13 protein-coding genes and 2 pseudogenes are annotated in these 17,179 nt (G+C 47.1%); 4 read left to right on the top strand and 11 right to left on the bottom strand.

Translation table 11 applies throughout. The annotated features are described in order from the left end of the window. Positions 1 to 5: 5 nt before the first annotated feature. The 6 genes and pseudogenes from LBPC_RS14460 to LBPC_RS14435 form a co-directional block, all read right to left on the bottom strand. On the bottom strand, positions 6 to 653 hold the full coding sequence (locus LBPC_RS14460; protein WP_003568292.1) for a sugar O-acetyltransferase: 648 nt from the start codon (positions 651 to 653) through the stop codon (positions 6 to 8). 167 nt (positions 654 to 820) lie between these two features. Continuing rightward, positions 821 to 1,852, bottom strand: a pseudogene (locus LBPC_RS14455) (glycosyltransferase family 4 protein); the annotation flags it as partial. A gap of 21 nt (positions 1,853 to 1,873) precedes the next feature. Continuing rightward, positions 1,874 to 2,794, bottom strand: a complete 921-nt coding sequence (locus LBPC_RS14450) for an IS30 family transposase (protein WP_003574021.1) — start codon at positions 2,792 to 2,794, stop codon at positions 1,874 to 1,876. Between the two features lie 670 nt (positions 2,795 to 3,464). Beyond that, positions 3,465 to 5,627 carry a transglutaminase domain-containing protein gene (locus tag LBPC_RS14445; protein ID WP_003662371.1) on the bottom strand — a complete coding sequence of 721 codons (2,163 nt, stop codon included), beginning with the start codon at positions 5,625 to 5,627 and terminating at the stop codon, positions 3,465 to 3,467. Then, a pseudogene (locus LBPC_RS14440) lies at positions 5,620 to 6,612 on the bottom strand (DUF58 domain-containing protein). Before LBPC_RS14440 ends, LBPC_RS14445 begins: the two are co-directional and overlap by 8 nt. Positions 6,613 to 6,616: 4 nt before the next feature. Then, complete coding sequence (locus LBPC_RS14435; RefSeq protein WP_016376561.1) at positions 6,617 to 7,552, bottom strand: AAA family ATPase; 936 nt, start codon at positions 7,550 to 7,552, stop codon at positions 6,617 to 6,619. A gap of 366 nt (positions 7,553 to 7,918) precedes the next feature. Here LBPC_RS14435 and LBPC_RS14430 point away from each other — a divergent pair, with 366 nt between their 5' ends. Continuing rightward, complete coding sequence (locus LBPC_RS14430) at positions 7,919 to 8,542, top strand: stage II sporulation protein M (RefSeq protein ID WP_003581575.1); 624 nt, start codon at positions 7,919 to 7,921, stop codon at positions 8,540 to 8,542. A gap of 107 nt (positions 8,543 to 8,649) precedes the next feature. On the opposite strand, the gene LBPC_RS14425 is transcribed toward LBPC_RS14430, so the two are convergent. After that, positions 8,650 to 9,198 (bottom strand): GNAT family N-acetyltransferase, encoded by a 549-nt coding sequence (locus LBPC_RS14425; RefSeq protein WP_003662379.1) that lies wholly within the window; start codon positions 9,196 to 9,198, stop codon positions 8,650 to 8,652. Between the two features lie 207 nt (positions 9,199 to 9,405). Between LBPC_RS14425 and LBPC_RS14420 the strand changes: the two genes are divergently transcribed. The 3 genes from LBPC_RS14420 to LBPC_RS14410 all read left to right on the top strand — a co-directional run bounded on the left by LBPC_RS14420 (position 9,406) and on the right by LBPC_RS14410 (position 13,256). Then, positions 9,406 to 10,866 carry an ABC transporter substrate-binding protein/permease gene (locus LBPC_RS14420; protein ID WP_003571929.1) on the top strand — a complete coding sequence of 487 codons (1,461 nt, stop codon included), beginning with the start codon at positions 9,406 to 9,408 and terminating at the stop codon, positions 10,864 to 10,866. 243 nt (positions 10,867 to 11,109) lie between these two features. After that, positions 11,110 to 12,519 carry an amino acid ABC transporter substrate-binding protein/permease gene (locus tag LBPC_RS14415; protein ID WP_223602832.1) on the top strand — a complete coding sequence of 470 codons (1,410 nt, stop codon included), beginning with the start codon at positions 11,110 to 11,112 and terminating at the stop codon, positions 12,517 to 12,519. Next, complete coding sequence (locus LBPC_RS14410) at positions 12,516 to 13,256, top strand: amino acid ABC transporter ATP-binding protein (RefSeq protein WP_003568275.1); 741 nt, start codon at positions 12,516 to 12,518, stop codon at positions 13,254 to 13,256. The genes LBPC_RS14415 and LBPC_RS14410 overlap by 4 nt, the downstream gene beginning before the upstream one ends. Before the next feature lie 116 nt (positions 13,257 to 13,372). Here the strand turns inward: LBPC_RS14410 and LBPC_RS14405 are convergent, their stop codons facing one another. The 4 genes from LBPC_RS14405 to LBPC_RS14390 form a co-directional block, all read right to left on the bottom strand. After that, entirely contained in the window at positions 13,373 to 14,242 is an 870-nt protein-coding gene (locus tag LBPC_RS14405) for a fructosamine kinase family protein (RefSeq protein ID WP_011675049.1), read from the bottom strand. A 97-nt stretch (positions 14,243 to 14,339) separates the two neighbouring features. After that, on the bottom strand, positions 14,340 to 15,116 hold the full coding sequence (locus tag LBPC_RS14400; protein ID WP_003662385.1) for an AAA family ATPase: 777 nt from the start codon (positions 15,114 to 15,116) through the stop codon (positions 14,340 to 14,342). Continuing rightward, the gene (locus LBPC_RS14395) at positions 15,106 to 16,671 is read right to left on the bottom strand and encodes a PH domain-containing protein (protein WP_003662386.1); all 1,566 of its coding nucleotides are present in this window, start codon (positions 16,669 to 16,671) and stop codon (positions 15,106 to 15,108) included. The genes LBPC_RS14400 and LBPC_RS14395 overlap by 11 nt, the downstream gene beginning before the upstream one ends. Then, entirely contained in the window at positions 16,661 to 17,134 is a 474-nt protein-coding gene (locus LBPC_RS14390; RefSeq protein WP_003662387.1) for a PH domain-containing protein, read from the bottom strand. The genes LBPC_RS14395 and LBPC_RS14390 overlap by 11 nt, the downstream gene beginning before the upstream one ends. Between the last annotated feature and the right edge of the window lie 45 nt (positions 17,135 to 17,179).

The raw sequence follows: 17,179 nt of genomic DNA, 5'->3' as shown, positions 1-17,179 counted from the left end.
GTCAGTTAAGACTGCTTTGATTGTTGGCTTTCATCAGCCTGTTGCTGCCAGGTTAAGAACTCATCTTTTTGTTGTTGCCACTGGGCATGATCTTTATCAGTAATCCGCCGAATCATGCGAGCAGGATTGCCAGCAACGATGACATGATCAGGAACGTCTTTTGTGACCACCGATCCAGAACCGATAACAACATCGCTGCCGATGGTCACACCTGGATTAATAATGACGCCGCCGCCAATCCAGACATCATCGCCAATTTTGATAGGCTTACCATATTCTAAATCTTCACCGCGGATAGCGGCATCAATTGGGTGGCCGGCTGTAAATAAACTCACTTTAGGCGCTAAATAAACCCGGTTGCCAATGGTAATTGGCGCGGTATCCAAGAAAACACAATCTGTGTTGGCATAAAAATGATCACCGATTGACGTGTGAGCACCGTAGTCAACGTAGAAAGGAGGCTCAATGTAGTTATTGTCTCCAAATGCATGAAATAATTGTTTTAAAACCGCAGCTCGTTCTGCTTTTTTATCAGGGGCTAAATGATTAAACTGCCAGACGAGATCACTGCCTCGCTGACTCTCAACGCTGATTTCTGGATCGTTTGCTTTATACAGTTTGCCACCAAGCATTCTTTGCTTCATTGATTCCATATTGGTTAGAGCCTCCATACTTAAGATAAGCTCATTGTACCGAATCTTGGCTGTCATGACCAAACTACAGTCGTTATGGGCCGATTTTTAATCGGGATTGTACGTGTATCATCATAACGCGCTCACAAAAAAGCCCCGATGCAACAGGCGCTTGCATCGGGGCTTGTTTAACCAGTAACTGAAACACGGGTTGGTTGATGTTCGATAATCGGCATCCATTGACTCACAATGGTTTCGGGGCTAAAGTGACTGGCACGTTCGAGACTTTGATGGGCATAATGATGCCGTAATGCTGGCTGTGACATCATCTTTTGGAGATTATCAACGAAATCAGGGACGTCTTGTGCCTTTGTGAGTAAACCGTAGTCATTGTTGCCAAGATATTCGCGTGAGCCAGTATTTTCCATTGCTACGATAGGTAAGCCAGAAGCCATGGCTTCACCGATAACTAACGGCATACCTTCCCAACGAGAGGTCGATACGAAGATTGAAGCATTACGATAATGATCGCGTAAGGCTTGGTCTTTCAGTGGGCCTTGGTAGATTAACTTGTCGGCCACATGGAAATAGTCAATCAAATCGTAGAAATTTTTCATATCTTCATCAGTGCCTGAGCCGGCAATCGCAATTTGCCAGTCATCTGGTAAAGATGCGGCGGCTTCGAGTAAGAAGTCGATACCTTTGTGGGCAATCGCAATGCGCCCAGTGAAGGCGATCCGGTGCGCGTCGAGATTTGCCTCACCAGTGGGGTTAAGGGTGAGGGGATTGTAAATTTTAACCGTGTTCGGATTGAAACGCTTGTAAGAATTTAGGTCACTTTCAGTGAGGGTGACCAAGGTATCAACAGCTTGCAAGCCGCCTTCAAACTCAGCTTGCATTTGAACGTAGTAATCTTCCATGTACGTTGCGTAGTTATTGTGCATCCAGCCAATCAGATTGACATCTGGTAATGCCTGCTTGATGAGCGGTGCGAAGCTGGTCGTCAAACCAGCAGGCAAAATCACAGCCTGAAAATGCTGGTCACGAATCGTCATAATCAAGTCATTGATTTGATCACGATAATGTGTATATGGGTCGCTTCCAAAGAAGTTAAGCAACTTGGGATCTGTCGGACGCGGGGCAATAAGTAGCGGGGCGTCCAATTCAAAATATGCAGGGGCATCTGCTAAACTATAGAAACTGACATCATAGTGTTTAACGCCTAGATTGCAATAATAAAGTTACCACCTAGAAAGAGGCTTGCTCACTGCTTGAACTGGGGTTTGCCAACGGAGACATTTTCTAGGTTTGTTATTGATAAGCGCTGTGGCTTGTTGAATATCGGTCTCTGAAACCTGATCAAACTGTGTTCCCTTCGGGAAATAGTAGCGAAGTTCTCGATTGAACCGTTCATTTGTGCCCCGTTCATTCGGGTGATAGGCGTGGCAAAAGTAAACCGGTATCCGATAGCGCTTTGTAAGCGCCTGATCGCAGGAAAACTCTTTACCGTGATCAACCGTCACTGATCGAACCGGACCCGGAAAGTCCACCATCAGTCTTGCAAATCCCTTGAGAACAGCATTTTGTGATAAGTTTTCAAGCTTAGTTGTCGCCATTAAACGTGTCACCCGATCGACAATGGTCAAAACAGCAGCCTTTGACCCGCGACCACCGCGAACTGTATCCATCTCTAAATGTCCTTTTTCGGTTCGCCGATTAGCTGACTCACTGCGAATCTCAATTGAGGTGCCTACTGCTTGGTTATAGCGCGACCGAAGGTCTTGTCTTCTTTTATGACGTTTACCGTGATCAAAGAGTTGGCTTGGCTGAAAATCGACTTGTCTTTGATAAATCCAGTGGTAAATCGTGTGTGGCGCACAGTGAACGGCATAACCGACCATTTCAGGGGACCAACCTAGGTTTAGCTTCTCAGTTACCATCCGCTTCAACTTAGGCGTTAAAATCGAGTGCCGACCACAACGATGCCGACAAGTATCGGCATGATCCTGAGCTATAATGGCGCAGTAATCACCTTCAGGGCAACGGTGAAGCTCATGCCTAATAGAAATACGAGAGCGGCCTAAGGTCGCGGCGATGTATTGAATCGTGTGGTGTTGCATCAGTTCTATCTGAGATCGTTCAATTAAGGTTATAATGGCCATGGGACCTGTCCTTCTCTCTAGATGGTATGTTATGCAAACACCATTTTAGCAAGAACGGACAGGTCTTTTTTCACATTTTCTGGGTGGTAACTTTAATTATGCAATCTAGGAACGAGATCATTTCCTAAAACAGTTGATGCGCGTTTAACACCGTCCATGACGATGTTTTCAAGTACGATCATAACTTTCATAAGTGTTCGCCGCTAAAGTCAGCGGCTCCCCCCTTTCTTCTGAGTACGTCACGATCTAACTGCAGAGTCCAGTCGAAAAGGCACGGCTGCTAAAAGAATAGCAGCAGGGGCCAAACAATTTCTAAGGTCTACTCAGAAACTGTTTGTATTATCATACTCGCTTTTTATTAGTAAGTGCAAGGATTTTCTGTTAAATGTTGGTATAGCAAGGTTCTCACGGGGTAGACGAGCCGGAAAAGAATGAATTGTGACATTTCCATGAATAATAGGTGTTATGTTTCGTGTGAAACCTTCAGATGGTGCTTATGACAATGAATAGGGATGAATAATTTAACGAGAATTTCTAGGAAAGTAAGGGAAACTTTTTTGGAAATAGTACCGGCATTAGTGGTATGTAAAAACCGAGTATTTTTGTTAAACACTCAAAAAACACAGCAGAAATGCTGCTGTGTTTCATGTGGAACGATTATTGCGTAAAGTTAATTTTGTTTCACGTGGAATTTGCGTCGTGCGTATTGGGCTAGCTGCGTGCTCAAGGATTTTAGGGATGTTGTGAGCGGATCAGGATGAATTGCGACATGTCCAAATGTCCAAGCTTCGTAGGCATGCGTGAGCGTGGTGAAGTGTCGTTGATCGCCTAATCGTGTATCAATGCGGTGTGCATAGACTGTCAATGGTTGACTTGACCGGCGTCGTGTCACGCGCCGTAATGACCAAAGTAACAAACGATAACGGCGGGGAAAGTTTCTCTGTGTCAAATTGAAACTAATGGTGAACGCCACCAGCGCTGGTAGTTGCCAGATTAAGACAATGCATAAAGTCAAGACGACAGTCAAAACGATGATAGCTGTCCAATGAAAGCTGCCGAGAGACGATCGAGAAGACGGTTTCGGTTGAGTAGATGAGGCGCTCACAATGGAACGCGATTCTGACGAAGATACTGCTGATCTGACTGCTGAACTGCTGGCTGATTGTGAGGCTGTATTGCTTGCCGCGGAAGGCATTACAGGATCATCAGGGGTGGCCGGATTGCTGAATCCTGGTGTTGGTTCGAAGGGAACCCAGCCTAAATTGTTGAAATAAATTTCCGGCCAAGAGTGTGCATTGCTATTGCGAATGATGTATTGTTTGTTCGCGCCACTTCCGCCTTCAAAAGTGCCAGTATTAAATCCTTTTGCCCATCGTGCTGGCAGGTTAATGCTGCGGCATAGGACAACCATAGCACTGGAAAAATTATCACAGTAACCAATAGGTGAATCGAACAGAAAGTAATCAACATAGTCACCATTTGCCGGTGTTTGCTGTGCATCTGTTTTTGAATAGGTGAAGCGCGGATCTGAGCGCAAGTAAGTTTGAATGGCGATGACTTTTTCATAAGGCGTTTTGGCATCAGCCGTGATTCTTTTTGCCAGTGTTCTAACTCGTTGCGGTAGTGAACTAGGAAGCCGTAAATAATTAGATGAAATTAACTGAGTTGAACTCGTAGCAGTTTCGAGTTGCGTATCGGTAAACTGTTTTTGCTGCACCTGAATATCAAGGCGTTCGAAGCGTTGATCATCGCTCGCAGTTATCCTTTGTGTGGCTGAGTTAAGCAAAAAATCGGTCGTGGGGTCTGGTTTACCGCCAGTAAAAGTTAATTGCCCATACGGTAATGGCAAAAAGGTTTTACCGCCGTTAAAAACTAGTTTCACTGACGTTGCTTGACCATAATCGACTCGAGCCGATGGATCACGCATAATAGCACCGTCTAAAGGAGCAGCTTGCGTCTGAAATGCAGATGGTCGCCAACCCGTTCCTGTATAAAATGAGTCAACCTCGACGCGATAATAATGAGCTTCACGACTGGTGGCGGTGAATACTGGTGTGGGATCATCATATACCGGACCGCCTAAAACACGACTGTTTTCGGTGAATCCTGTGCGGCCTGAGCCGTTAGCGTAAGCTTCAAGGCTGGCATAGAAGCCTCGCTGATTGAGTCGTTCGCGCGCAGGAACAGAGATATTAGCTAACCAGTCATTCAACGGAGTGCTGGTGCTGAGCCACATGAGTCCAAGGGTTAAGCCAACAATACTAAGACTGCCAATTAAAAACGCTCGCCAGCGGGTGTGATAAAGGTGCAAAACAGCCAACAACCCGGTGACAACAGCGAGCTGGAAAAATTGTGTCGTCAGGTCGCTGCCATTGAAAACATGTACAGCAAGTAAATAACTGAGCACAATGGCCACTGCGCCAGGATAAAGTTGGAGAACAACGGTTATTAATAGTAGAAAGGCGACAAGAGCTACAATCAACGTCATGCTGAGGGTCGCAGGGACATCCACGCCACCAACTTGCAAAAATCGCCTAGTCGCGGTATTGAAGGTTTGGACATAAGTGTTAAACCAGGTAAGACCAAAATGCTGTTTAAGCGGCAGTATTGCCCAAAGGCCAACGATCATGCTCAAGAAAGCAGTGGTTAGCCAAATTGGCCAAGCCCGTGGCCATAATGCGGCAAGATAACTAATTAAGCTGATGATGACAACATAGCCTGCGAGTTCACGAGGATGTGCTATCGGATTAATCACCGAGAAAGGCTGTACAAAAAGTGCCAATAGCCACCATGTCAGCAAAATGGTAAGGAGACGTTGTAGCCATTTAGGCATGGTCATCACCTCCAGACAAGTCGACTAGTGTTGTAGCAGCCGGAGCCAGTGCATGTGTGAAAGGCACTGCGGCCTGTGTATCAGCAGTTAAAATAAGATAGGCGCGATGCTGATGTTGTGGGGTGGTCAAAGCAGCTAAAGAATCAGGCGTGGCGGTACCGTCAGGCTCAAAGTTGGCTAGCGATGTGTTTTGCCGTCCTTGTATGACGGAGGTTAACCGACTGTCTAGCAGATAGCCGTTCCCGCTGAAGATGCCTGTGTCCATGAGACTTGCGAATAAGCTCAAGGCAGGCTCGAGTGACAGCGTTGGTGTGATTAGCAACAGCAATGTTCAGCTGGCCTGACCTTCATGCTTATCGTCATGAACAATCAGCGTATCGGCATGTGCACTGACTTTCCAAGCGATTTGTTGAATATTATCACCCGGGAAATAATCGCGGAAATTTTTAATGCGGTCACTGGGCAAGCCAGCGTCAGCAGCAGACATTTTTTGCGAAAAGTCATCTGCAATTCGTGCGGCAGCTTCTGGTCTGCGTGCGGGGCCAACAGTGATCGGTGTGGCTAAACGCAAGGGTAATGTTTTACGAAACCAGCCGAATAAATCAGTCACGGTGACGGTCATCGGTAACTGCTCATAAATGCCGCGCTGTAAGGTTAAACTGATTTTGGCTGTCCGTTGTCCGATTGGCAAATGCCATGTATGTGTTTTGGCACTGTCAAGCAGAAAAAGATTAGGTAGCCATCTGCCATGAGTCAGCGTGAAAAGGCGCGTTACCGGTCTATCGGCGATCATGTCAGGATTATCTGCTGTGAAACGCAGTGTGTTTTTCAATGGCCACAATAGCGGTATCGCAAGTAGTAGTATCAGGATAGCAAAGTCACTGGCAAACCAGCTGGTAGATGAGTTAAATGCCACGCCAAAAACGATCAGCAGGCTGAGCACAAGCAAAATGCCAGCATTGATAAAAAAGTTGCGCCAGTTCATGTGCTCACCCCCGAATCGGAACGGCGGTGTTTTGCAGAATATCTGCTAAGATCGTTGCCGTCGAAAGTGTCGGATCCTTGGCAATGAGCCGATGACCAAAAACAGGATCGAGTAGCGTTTGAATATCGCTTGGATCAACGTAAGTACGTCCGTTAAGCGTAGCGAAGGCTTTGGCGGCAGTGACCAAGGCAATGCCACCACGCGGGCTGATACCTAGCCGAACACGATTGTCGTGTCGGGTTGCCTGTACTAGCGCGAGAACGTAACTGGCGATTGCATCGCTGACCGTCACGTTAGCCACGAGTTTTTTGGCTTCAGCTAGTAACGATGCGTCTAGTCTAGGTGTTAATTGAGCAATCATCGTTTTACGATCAGGCGTTAGCAGCAAACTTTTTTCCGCGTCAGCATCTGGGTAGCCAAGTGAGAGGCGAAGCATGAACCGGTCCAACTGTACTTCAGGGAGCGGGTAAGTCCCTGCATAATCAGTCGGGTTCTCAGTTGCCATGACAAAAAAGTCAGGGGCTAGCTGATAGGTATGACCATCCGTTGTAACCCGTCCTTCACCCATGGCTTCTAACAAGGCGGCCTGTGTTCGTGGCGTGGCGCGATTGATTTCATCTGCTAATAAAATACTGGTAAAAATAGGTCCTTTTTGAAATTCGAATTGATTAGTGGCCCGATTAAAGATTGATGTGCCAAGAACATCACTTGGCAGCATATCAGGTGTGAATTGAATGCGGGAAAATGGCACCGCTAAGGTTTTGGCCATCGCTTGAACGAGGGTGGTTTTCCCAACACCGGGAATATCCTCGAACAACACATGACCACCTGCAAGTAAGGCGGTGAAAGTCAATGTGATCGGCATTGATTTGCCCACCACAATCGTCGCTACTTGATCCCGTGCTGCATCAAAAATGGCTTGTGCTTCATTGACTTCCATCATGACACCTCCATGCCGTCATTATTCACGAAAAAAAGCTAAACAGCAAGCATGCGAACTGACGGCTGGCATGGCGAAAGATGTGAAACGCTGTTTATAGTTTATAAAGGCATTTATTCAGAGCGTCATTTCAATTTTAGTGCTAAGGCAGAACAAGAAAATAGGCGACGCCAAACGTCCCAGTTCGTGGCACGATGTTGGATTAAGTAACGGCTAGTGAGAACTGATGGACACTCAGCTTGGATAATAGGAGAAGGCCTGATTAGAAGAAAAATGATACATACCGCCAAACCCTCAAAATAGCCACCCTTTCCACCCTGGAGTATACTTACCCTAGCATCTGTTATTAGGAAAGAGGGGCAACCTATGAAGAAACGGCTTGGATACAATTTGAATGTTATTGGCCATTATCTATTGATCGGTTGGCTCATTTTCTTTGGTGTCACCATTTTTGTTGGTCTGGTGACATATCTGGTCATGGGCGCGAACCCCAACTTTGTTCGTGGTATTTTTACTGGCCTCTCTGGCAAGTTTGCTAATACTCACGACAGTCTCAGTGCATTTTGGGCCATTTTAGTGAATAACGAACGCGTTGCCTTTGGCCTCATGATCATTGGTATGATTCCGATTCCTTTTCTATACTGGATTTCGTATTATCTCACCTGTGCTTCTGTCGGCTTGGTGCTAGGCATTTATGCCGCTAAGCTGGGTATCGGTGGAGCTTTGGCAGCGTTTGTCTTAGGCATTTTGCCACATGGTATTCTGGAGATGAGTGCTTTGATTATCGGCGTCGCGCTCGCTGCTCAAGTCAACAAGGCCCTTCGCCAGTCAATCAAGCGTTTTTTTGCCGATCCATATTATCGAAAGTCGTCGTTAGATGCGAAGGCTATTGCATTACAGTATGTTTGCATCATCATTCCGATGATTGCCGTTGCTGCCTTAATCGAAGGCTTTGTGACGCCAGCGTTGCTGCGACTGCTTGTACATTGACCTAATTAGAAATAGGGCGCAAAAATAAACCCCGCATGCTGATTTTGCAAGCGGGGTTTTCATATGGCGTGGTGAGATGGAGGTGACAATTGTTTCGCATGAAACAATTAAGCCCACTCCGAACGCAACAGCGAATAAGTATTCACATCTAAGAAGGTGCCGTCAGCTCGTTGATCGTCTTGACGCAAAGTGCCATCGAAATGAAAGCCGGCTTTTTCGGCAACGGCATTGCTCGCGCGATTTGCCACAGCGGCATTGATGGTTAGCTTATTTAAGTCGTAATCGTGGAAGGCAATATCGGCCAGTGCTTCAATGGATTTGTGCATAATGCCTTTGCCGCGTTCGGGAATGGTTAGCCAGTAACCAATGTCGGCTTTATGGCGAACCAAGGTGTCAATCGTGTTCAAACTGATCATGCCAACTGGAGCATCGGCTTGGTAAATGGTCAGATGCAAGGCAGTCCTTGCACCAAAAAGCTTGAGTGTTGTATTTAAAAAGTTGATTTCGTCGTCGGCAGTCAGTGTCGTTGCGACCCAAGGCAAGTAGGCAGCCAACGAATCGCGGCTAGTCTCAATTTGTTCGAATAAAAGGGGACCGTCGATTTCCGGTCGCGGTAGGGAAAGTTTCAAATCATAGTCGATTAGGTAGCTAAACATAAGGTCACCACATTTTTCTTTAAGTTTCTCTTAGTATAAAGCAATCTTGCTTTTCTTGCGCGTAGACAACCTTTAGAAAAATCGGTACACTTGTAAGCTGTGAATGGGAGCTGGGGTTACAGGTCTCAAAACACATGAATTGAAGTAGCATGCGTCATTAGCAGTTTTTGAAAGAAACAGGAACTAAATGAGAAAGATGGTGTTTTCATGAGACGAGTTTGGAAGTGGTGCGTTGCTGGGGTCATGGCGTTGATGCTGGCGGTCGTGCTAGGCTCACCGGTGTCAACGCAGGCGGCCGAGAAAACTTATGTGATCGGTACAGATGTCACGTATGCCCCGTTTGAGTTTGCGGATAAAAATAATCAGTATGTCGGGATCGATATTGACCTGATGCAGGCAATTGCAAAGGCCGAGGGTTTCAAGGTTGATATCAAACCTTTGGGGTTCAATGCAGCTGTGCAGGCCTTGGAAGCTAATCAGATTGATGGTGTCATTGCTGGTATGCAGATTACTCCTGAGCGGCAGCAAAAGTTTGCCATGAGTGATCCTTATTACAAAACGGCGGTTGCCATGGCCGTGGGGCAAAATAGCGAAGTCAAAAGTTTGAAGGATTTACGCGGCAAACGTGTGGCCTTGAAAACTGGGACGGCAGCCGCAGACTATGCTTTAAGTTTGAAGGCAAAGTATGGTTTTACCACGGTGACCTTCGATGATTCCAACAATATGTATCAGGACGTCATCACTGGCAATTCGGTCGCTTGTTTTGATGATAAACCGGTTCTGCAATATGCCATCGCCACAGGGTTGAAGCTCAAGCTGGCTGGTCCAGAAAGTAAGGCCAGTTATTACGGTTTTGCAACACAAAAGGATCGTAGCGATCATCTTGATCAACGATTCAATGCCGGACTCAAAAAGGTCAAAGCTGACGGTACATATGCCAAAATCGTTGCCAAGTATTTAGGCAATGGCACACAAGCCGCCCAAAAACAAACCAGTGCCAAGACTCAAGATAGTGATCGCAGTTTTCTCGGATTATTGCGCGAAAACTGGGGAACCTTGATGGGTGGCTTGAAAGAAACCATGATTGTGACGATTGTCGCGATCTTCTTCGCAACCGTTGTCGGGATTCTTGTGGGCTTGCTTGGCGTTTTGCCAAATCAGTTTGCTCGCGGTGTAGCCACGACATTTATCTACATTTTCCGCGGATTGCCGCTGCTGGTATTGGCCTTATTCATTTACACAGGCGTGCCAAGTCTAATCGGTTCAAAAATTCCGGCATTCGTGGCTGGGATCATCACCTTGACCTTAAACGAAGGTGCGTACACCGCGGCCTTCGTCAAAGGTGGGATTCAGGCGGTTGATGATGGTCAAATGGAAGCCGCACGCAGTCTGGGATTGCCTTTTGGAAAAGCGATGCGGCGCGTGATTTTGCCACAAGGGATCAAAATTATGATTCCGAGCTTCATCAACCAATTCATTATTACCCTTAAAGATACGTCCATTCTCTCAATCATTGGTATTCTTGAATTGACCCAAACTGGGAAAATTATCATTGCGCGCAACATGGAAGGCTTTAAGATTTGGACCATGGTTGCTTTGATTTACTTGATCATTATTACGCTATTAACTTGGCTCAGTAATTGGGTTCAACGGCGTATGGAGGCCTAGACCGTTGGCGTAAAATAATGTGACAAATGTCAATTAATCTAACATCAGGACTGGACAGCGACTGTTGCTTTCCGCTAGCATAAAAAGTAGTTTTTTTAATTAAGGTCGCTTAAGTCAGCCTGATCGTGGGCAGAAAGCGCATTTGTTGCAAGCTAAACGAGTTTGCAATCGGATATCATAGAAAGCGTGGTGTTAGGGTTGAAACGAAAATGGCTGCTAGGGCTGCTAATCGCCCTGCCTTTAATGCTGGGAGCTTTATTACCCGGCAAGTCAGTGGCAGCGGCACAAAAAACATATACAATCGGGACGGATGTGACCTTTGCACCGTTTGAGTTTGCGAACCAGGATAACAAGTACGTCGGCATTGACCTTGATCTCATTAAGGCAATTGCCAAAACGGAAGGTTTTAAAGTTGAGATCAAGCCGCTGGGATTCAATGCGGCGGTTCAGGCACTTGAAGCTAAGCAAATCGATGGTGTCATTGCTGGCATGTCGATTACACCTGAGCGGCAACAAAAGTTTTTGATGAGTGATCCTTACTACAAATCAGGCGTGGTCATGGCGGTGGCAAAAAAAGGGACTATCAAGTCGCTAAAAGATTTGCGCGGTAAGCGAGTTGCGGTTAAGACCGGGACTGATTCTGCGGATTATGCCAACAGTATTAAAGACAAATACGGTTTTTCAACGGTGACATTTGATGATTCGAACAATATGTATCAGGACGTCATCACAGGTAATTCAGCTGCTTGTTTTGAAGATCAACCGGTGATGCAATACGGGATCAACAATGGCATGGCCTTGAAAATTATCGGTAAGCCAGCCCGTGAAGGTTCATACGGCTTCGCAGCTTCGAAGAATAATCGGGCGCTCATCACGAAGTTTAACGCTGGTTTGAAGAAACTTCGGGCAAACGGCCAATACGATAAGATCATTGAACGTTATCTTGGCAACGGCAGTGCAAAGTCCCAAAAAACTGCCGCTGGCAATGCGCAAACAACTGATCGTTCTTTCTTCGGTTTGTTGAAGGCTAACTGGGGCACCTTAATGAGCGGCTTGGAAGAGACAATGGTTCTCACAGTTGTCGCCATTTTCTTCGCTACCTTGGTTGGGATTCTTGTTGGGTTGTTAGGCGTCTTGCCAAATAAATTTGCCCAAGGGGTCGCGACGACCTTCATTTACATTTTCCGCGGTCTTCCACTGATGGTTTTGGCTCTGTTTATCTATACCGGGGTGCCAAGCCTGATTGGATCAAAAGTACCAGCATTCATTGCTGGGATCGTAACTTTGACCTTGAACGAAGGGGCGTACACAGCGGCCTTCGTCAAGGGCGGTATTCAGGCGGTTGATCCGGGCCAGATGGAAGCGGCGCGAAGTCTAGGCCTGCCATTTGGTAAAGCGATGCGGAAGGTTATTTTGCCGCAAGGAATCAAAATCATGATTCCAAGTTTCATCAACCAATTTATTATTACATTGAAGGATACCTCAATCCTGTCGATCATCGGCTTGCTGGAACTGACCCAAACCGGGAAGATCATCATTGCCCGCAACATGGAAGGGTTCAAGATCTGGACGATGGTCGCCTTGATTTACTTGATTATTATTACGTTATTGACCTGGCTGAGTAACTGGGTTCAGAAGAAGGTGAAGGCATGAGCGATTATCGCGTTGAAATGAAAAATGTGCACAAGAGTTACGGTGACAATGATGTGGTCAAGGGTGTCAATCTGAATGTGGCGAACAATGAAGTGGTCGTTATGATCGGGGCATCCGGTGCGGGGAAAAGTACCGTCCTGCGCATGATCAACGGTCTTGAAACCGTCACAAGCGGTGAGATCTTGATTGATGGTGAAGATATTGCCCATAAAGGCACCAACATCAACAAAGTTCGTGAAAAAATCGGGATGGTGTTCCAGCATTTTAATCTGTTCCCGAACATGTCAGTGATGGGTAATGTGACCTTGGCGCCAACCGAGCTGGGAATCGCCAGCAAGGAGGAAGCCATCAAGCAGGCAAAAGCCATGTTGGAAGTTGTTGGTTTGACGGACAAGGCAGATGCGATGCCAGCTCAGCTTTCTGGTGGGCAACAGCAACGTGTCGCGATTGCGCGGGCGTTGGCGATGCATCCTGATATCATGCTGTTTGATGAACCGACCAGTGCGTTGGATCCAGAAATGGTCGGCGATGTGCTAGGTGTTATGCGGCGGCTGGCCAAGCAAGGCATGACGATGGTCATCGTGACTCATGAAATGGGCTTCGCCAAAGAAGTGGCTGATCGGGTTGTCTTCTTTGACAATGGTACTATCCTTGAACAAGGCACGCCTGAAGACATTTTCGAGCATCCAAAGGAAGAACGGACCAAGAGCTTCCTGAACAAGGTGCTGAACGCTTAAATATTGATTTTTAGAAGATAGCAAAACGGCCAATCCATCAACTAGTGGGTTGGCCGTTTTGCTGTTTTAATTTCCTGGGAAATAGTTTTCGTTTCGAAAATACATAGCGAAGCGATTTATTCAGTTAAGCCATGATCGAGAATTTGATTCATCACTGCGGCCACACTGCCAGCGTAACCCATGCCGAACTTATCAAGATGAACCATCAGATAATACAGCCGGTAAAAGTCAAGGCGGAAGTGATAACCAGCATCAAGTGGGTAGACTTCTTGATAGCCAGTGTAAAAGTCTTGGGTGAATCCGCCAAAAACTGTCGTTACCCCGATATCGAGTTCGCGATCACCATATACTGCTGCAGGATCAATCAGAGCTGGCTGACCATCGGCAGTAAACATGTAGTTGCCACCCCATAAGTCACCGTGCAGCAGGGAAGCATCGCTGTGATGATGGGCCAGTGTTTTGCTGATGATGGTGCGCACCTGTTGGAAGGTTGCTTCATCGTCGGCTTGCCACAGCTCCTTTTTAAGCAGGTGTGCGGCGAGTTTGTCCAAGCGTTGGTGAATGAATAGATCTGCCCATGAATCGGTCCAGGTGTTGGTAAATGAGACGCTGGTGCCCGCATAAGGGTAGTCAAAGCCGAATCGGCCATTTGGTTCATGATGTTGATGCAAATGCGCGACTAATCGCCCTAAATCGCGTTGCGACCCATTGCCGCTGGTAAGGAAACTGAGTAGCAGAAAACCATCGCCTTCAATTTGACCATTAGCAATGACACGCGGTGCTAAGATTTGTGCCTCGTCAAATGCTTTTAAGCCAGCTATTTCGCCAGCATAAAAATCAGCAGGATAACCCGGTTGAACCAGCAAAAAGTAAGGCTTTGTCGCCGTATCGATCCGGTATGCCTGATTGACGTCACCGCCACCAACCGGGGTGACTTGCGTGATGGCGGTCAGCGGTAATTGTTTGATCCAAGATGAAGTCAGCATATTATTCCTCCTCATTAACGCGATCTCCAGCGTAGTTACCCGCGCTGGAGATCGCTCGCCCCCACCTTAGAACAGCCAGGTGCGTGATTGCAACGGGTCAGTCGTTTAACAGGTGATAAATAAATCGTTGCGGATCATCTAAAAAGTGACGTAGAAAAGCGACATGTTCGATTTGATCATATTGAGTGGGTGCTAGTGTGTCACCCAACGCCAGTAGTTGCGCATTCGGATAGGCCATGAGAATCGGCGAATGTGTACTAATGATAAACTGCGAGCCATTTTCTACCGCATCATGTAGTAAGGCTAATAGACTGAGCTGATTTTCCGGCGTGAGCGGTGATTCTGGTTCATCTAGCAGGTAAAGTGCATTTGGGCGCAGTCGAGCACGAAATAAAGCAAGGAACGTCTGACCATGGGAAAGCTTGTCGAGATCAACTTGATAAAGATGGTGAATGGCACTGAGTGTATTGAGATAAGGCAAGCGTTCCAAACTATCGGGTGCCAGTTGCTCAAGCTGTGTCTGCGCGTATTTGATCCGGCCACGGGTTGCGCGAATGAATGAGATAAAATCGTCTGCCCGAAAGAAAAAGCCTGCCTTCGTCCGATATTGCCAAGTCAACTTGAGACAACGGGCTAAGGCACGGCTATTTTGATATTCCGGGTCCTCATCAAGGGAAGCCCCACTCATGAGGATTGCATTGTAATTAGCAGCAATAGCATTCAGCAAAGTAGACTTGCCACTACCATTGTCGCCTGTCAAAATCGTGACGGGTTGCGACAATGTCAGGTCACGAAAGGAAGCTTGCCAAGGCAAGTTGAATGGATACGCGGTTTTTGATTTTGGCGGGGTGTACTGGATACGATTAAGCAGCATGATTGTCTCCTTCTTGCGGCACTGATGGTAATGGCTGATACCAAGTCATAATCTGCTTGGCCAAATCAACGGCCATATAGCGGGAGTTGACTGTCTGATCGCTGTTGCCTTTGCGAATATGCACCTCTAAATGGGCAACGCCACGCGCCTTCATCCAGATAGATTGTTTGATCGTCATGGCTTGAATGTCTTTTTTACGGACAAAATAACGTTGCCTTGTCCACATTTCACCGACTTGAATGATAAGTTGCTTAGGTGGCGCAATAGCAATGGCGGCTGTGGTTGCCGCATATTGACCTTGCAACGCCATGACGACTAACCAAATCAAGCCAGCCAGTACCAGCCACAGCCACCAACTGACGTGCAACCAAAACACGCTTGCGAGCACAGCCGGCAACACCAGTAGTGTCAGATGACCTAGGACCATGTTGCGCATGTAGTACCAGCGGTTGCTAACTGGGATTGGCTGCAGTTTCGGTGATGTTTCCGGCAACCAGCTGACGAATGCCCGCATGCTGCTGAGTGCTTGCCGTTCTGGGATAACCGGCATCAGGACCAGATCATTATTTTGCTGGTCATCAGCGGCGCTTGAGGCTAATAACGCCTGAACGGTGCTAAGATGCAGCCATTGCCGCAAAATGCTCTGCTTAAAGCGAACCGCCTGCAAGCGTGACAGTCGGGCACTGACCGTATTGGTTTGAAAAAAGCCGCGGCTGGTTCGTAGTTCGTCGCCGGTTCGGTCCAAAGTGAAGTGGTAGTATTTTTGAATAATATTCAAATAGGAGATCAGGAAACCTAGAATGAGAATAATAAGTGTCAGACCGATAATAAGGTAAACCGCTAAGCCCGTGATGGCATGCTCAGCATTCTTGTACCAGCTATCTGGCAGGTATTCTTGAGCTTTTTGTGTTAACCAAAGAATCCCGGAAATGATGGGGATGAAGCCTAGTGAAGTGAGCGCGTATTGATTAAGATCATGGCCGTTGATTTTATAGGCCGCATCTGCCACAGGCGCGGCTGGTGCGGCGGTGGTGCTTGTTTGATCGGGTGCAGCAGGGATAGCCTGATTATCAGTCGCATCAGGTGTCACTGGCTGAACGTTTCCTTGACGGTAGCGGTTGATGGCATCAGCTACGGCTACTGGCACGGCCGAGAGCATTCCTTCGGCTTTTTTAGATTCTTTGCCAGCTGTTTCGATGGCAACCTGTTCGAGACCTAGTGGCTTTAGAAAAAACCATTGTTGCCGTTGTACCGTCTGAATACGGTCATAAGGGATGTGATTGACTTTACGAATCAACACACCACTGTTGATGGTCAGACCGTTCGGGGCAACAAGATAGGTAAATCGCAAATAATGCAGGATTGACCAGGTGAGGGTGAGTACCAAAACGCCAACAATTAGGCCGCCCCACAATAGAAATTGATTGAAGCTCATGTCTGCGCGCAGTATTGAAAGCCCTCCGCCAACAAATAACGGCCACCACGAAATAAAGCCTCTGATCCAAATAATTAGTAGCGCGACAGGCGCGAGTCGTTGCGGTTGGTCAGTCTTCATCGCGCGCCTCCTGAGCCAATTGGAGGATTTGATTGCGCAATTGGTCGGCCACTGGTCGCGTCACACCATCAATCACGTGGGCGGTGCTGGCGGTTTCGATGTTGACTTGTTGCAGTGTCTGCCACTGAAGTAAAGGACCGGCTTCTAACGTGACATTTTGAATCCGCGAAATCGGAATGGCTTCATTTTTTTGGAAGAAAAAGCCTTTTTGCAAGAAAACCGCGGTTGGCGTGATGTTGTAGCGCCAAAAACGATAGCGATACGGCACAAGTGCTAATCGGAACAGCAGTTGAATAATCGCAATGCCAATAAGACCCAACCCAAGCCAAAAGGGCCAATGCCAGAAAAACCAAGCGGCAATGAGTCCCAAACCGATGATCATGAGCACTAGCGCCCACAACGCAGCACTTGCCCGCCAAATTCGTTGAATGGTTGCTGGTAGCGCTTGTCCCGTTTGTTCCATTTCCTCGCCTCCGTTTTCGTCAGAATAGCAGAAAATAGACCTAAG

The sequence above is a fragment of the Lacticaseibacillus paracasei subsp. paracasei genome, assembly GCF_000829035.1.
In the GTDB taxonomy this organism is placed as follows: Bacteria; Bacillota; Bacilli; order Lactobacillales; family Lactobacillaceae; genus Lacticaseibacillus; species Lacticaseibacillus paracasei.
The sequence above is the reverse complement of the archived record's forward strand: the minus strand, read 5'-3'. Positions and strand labels throughout refer to the sequence as shown.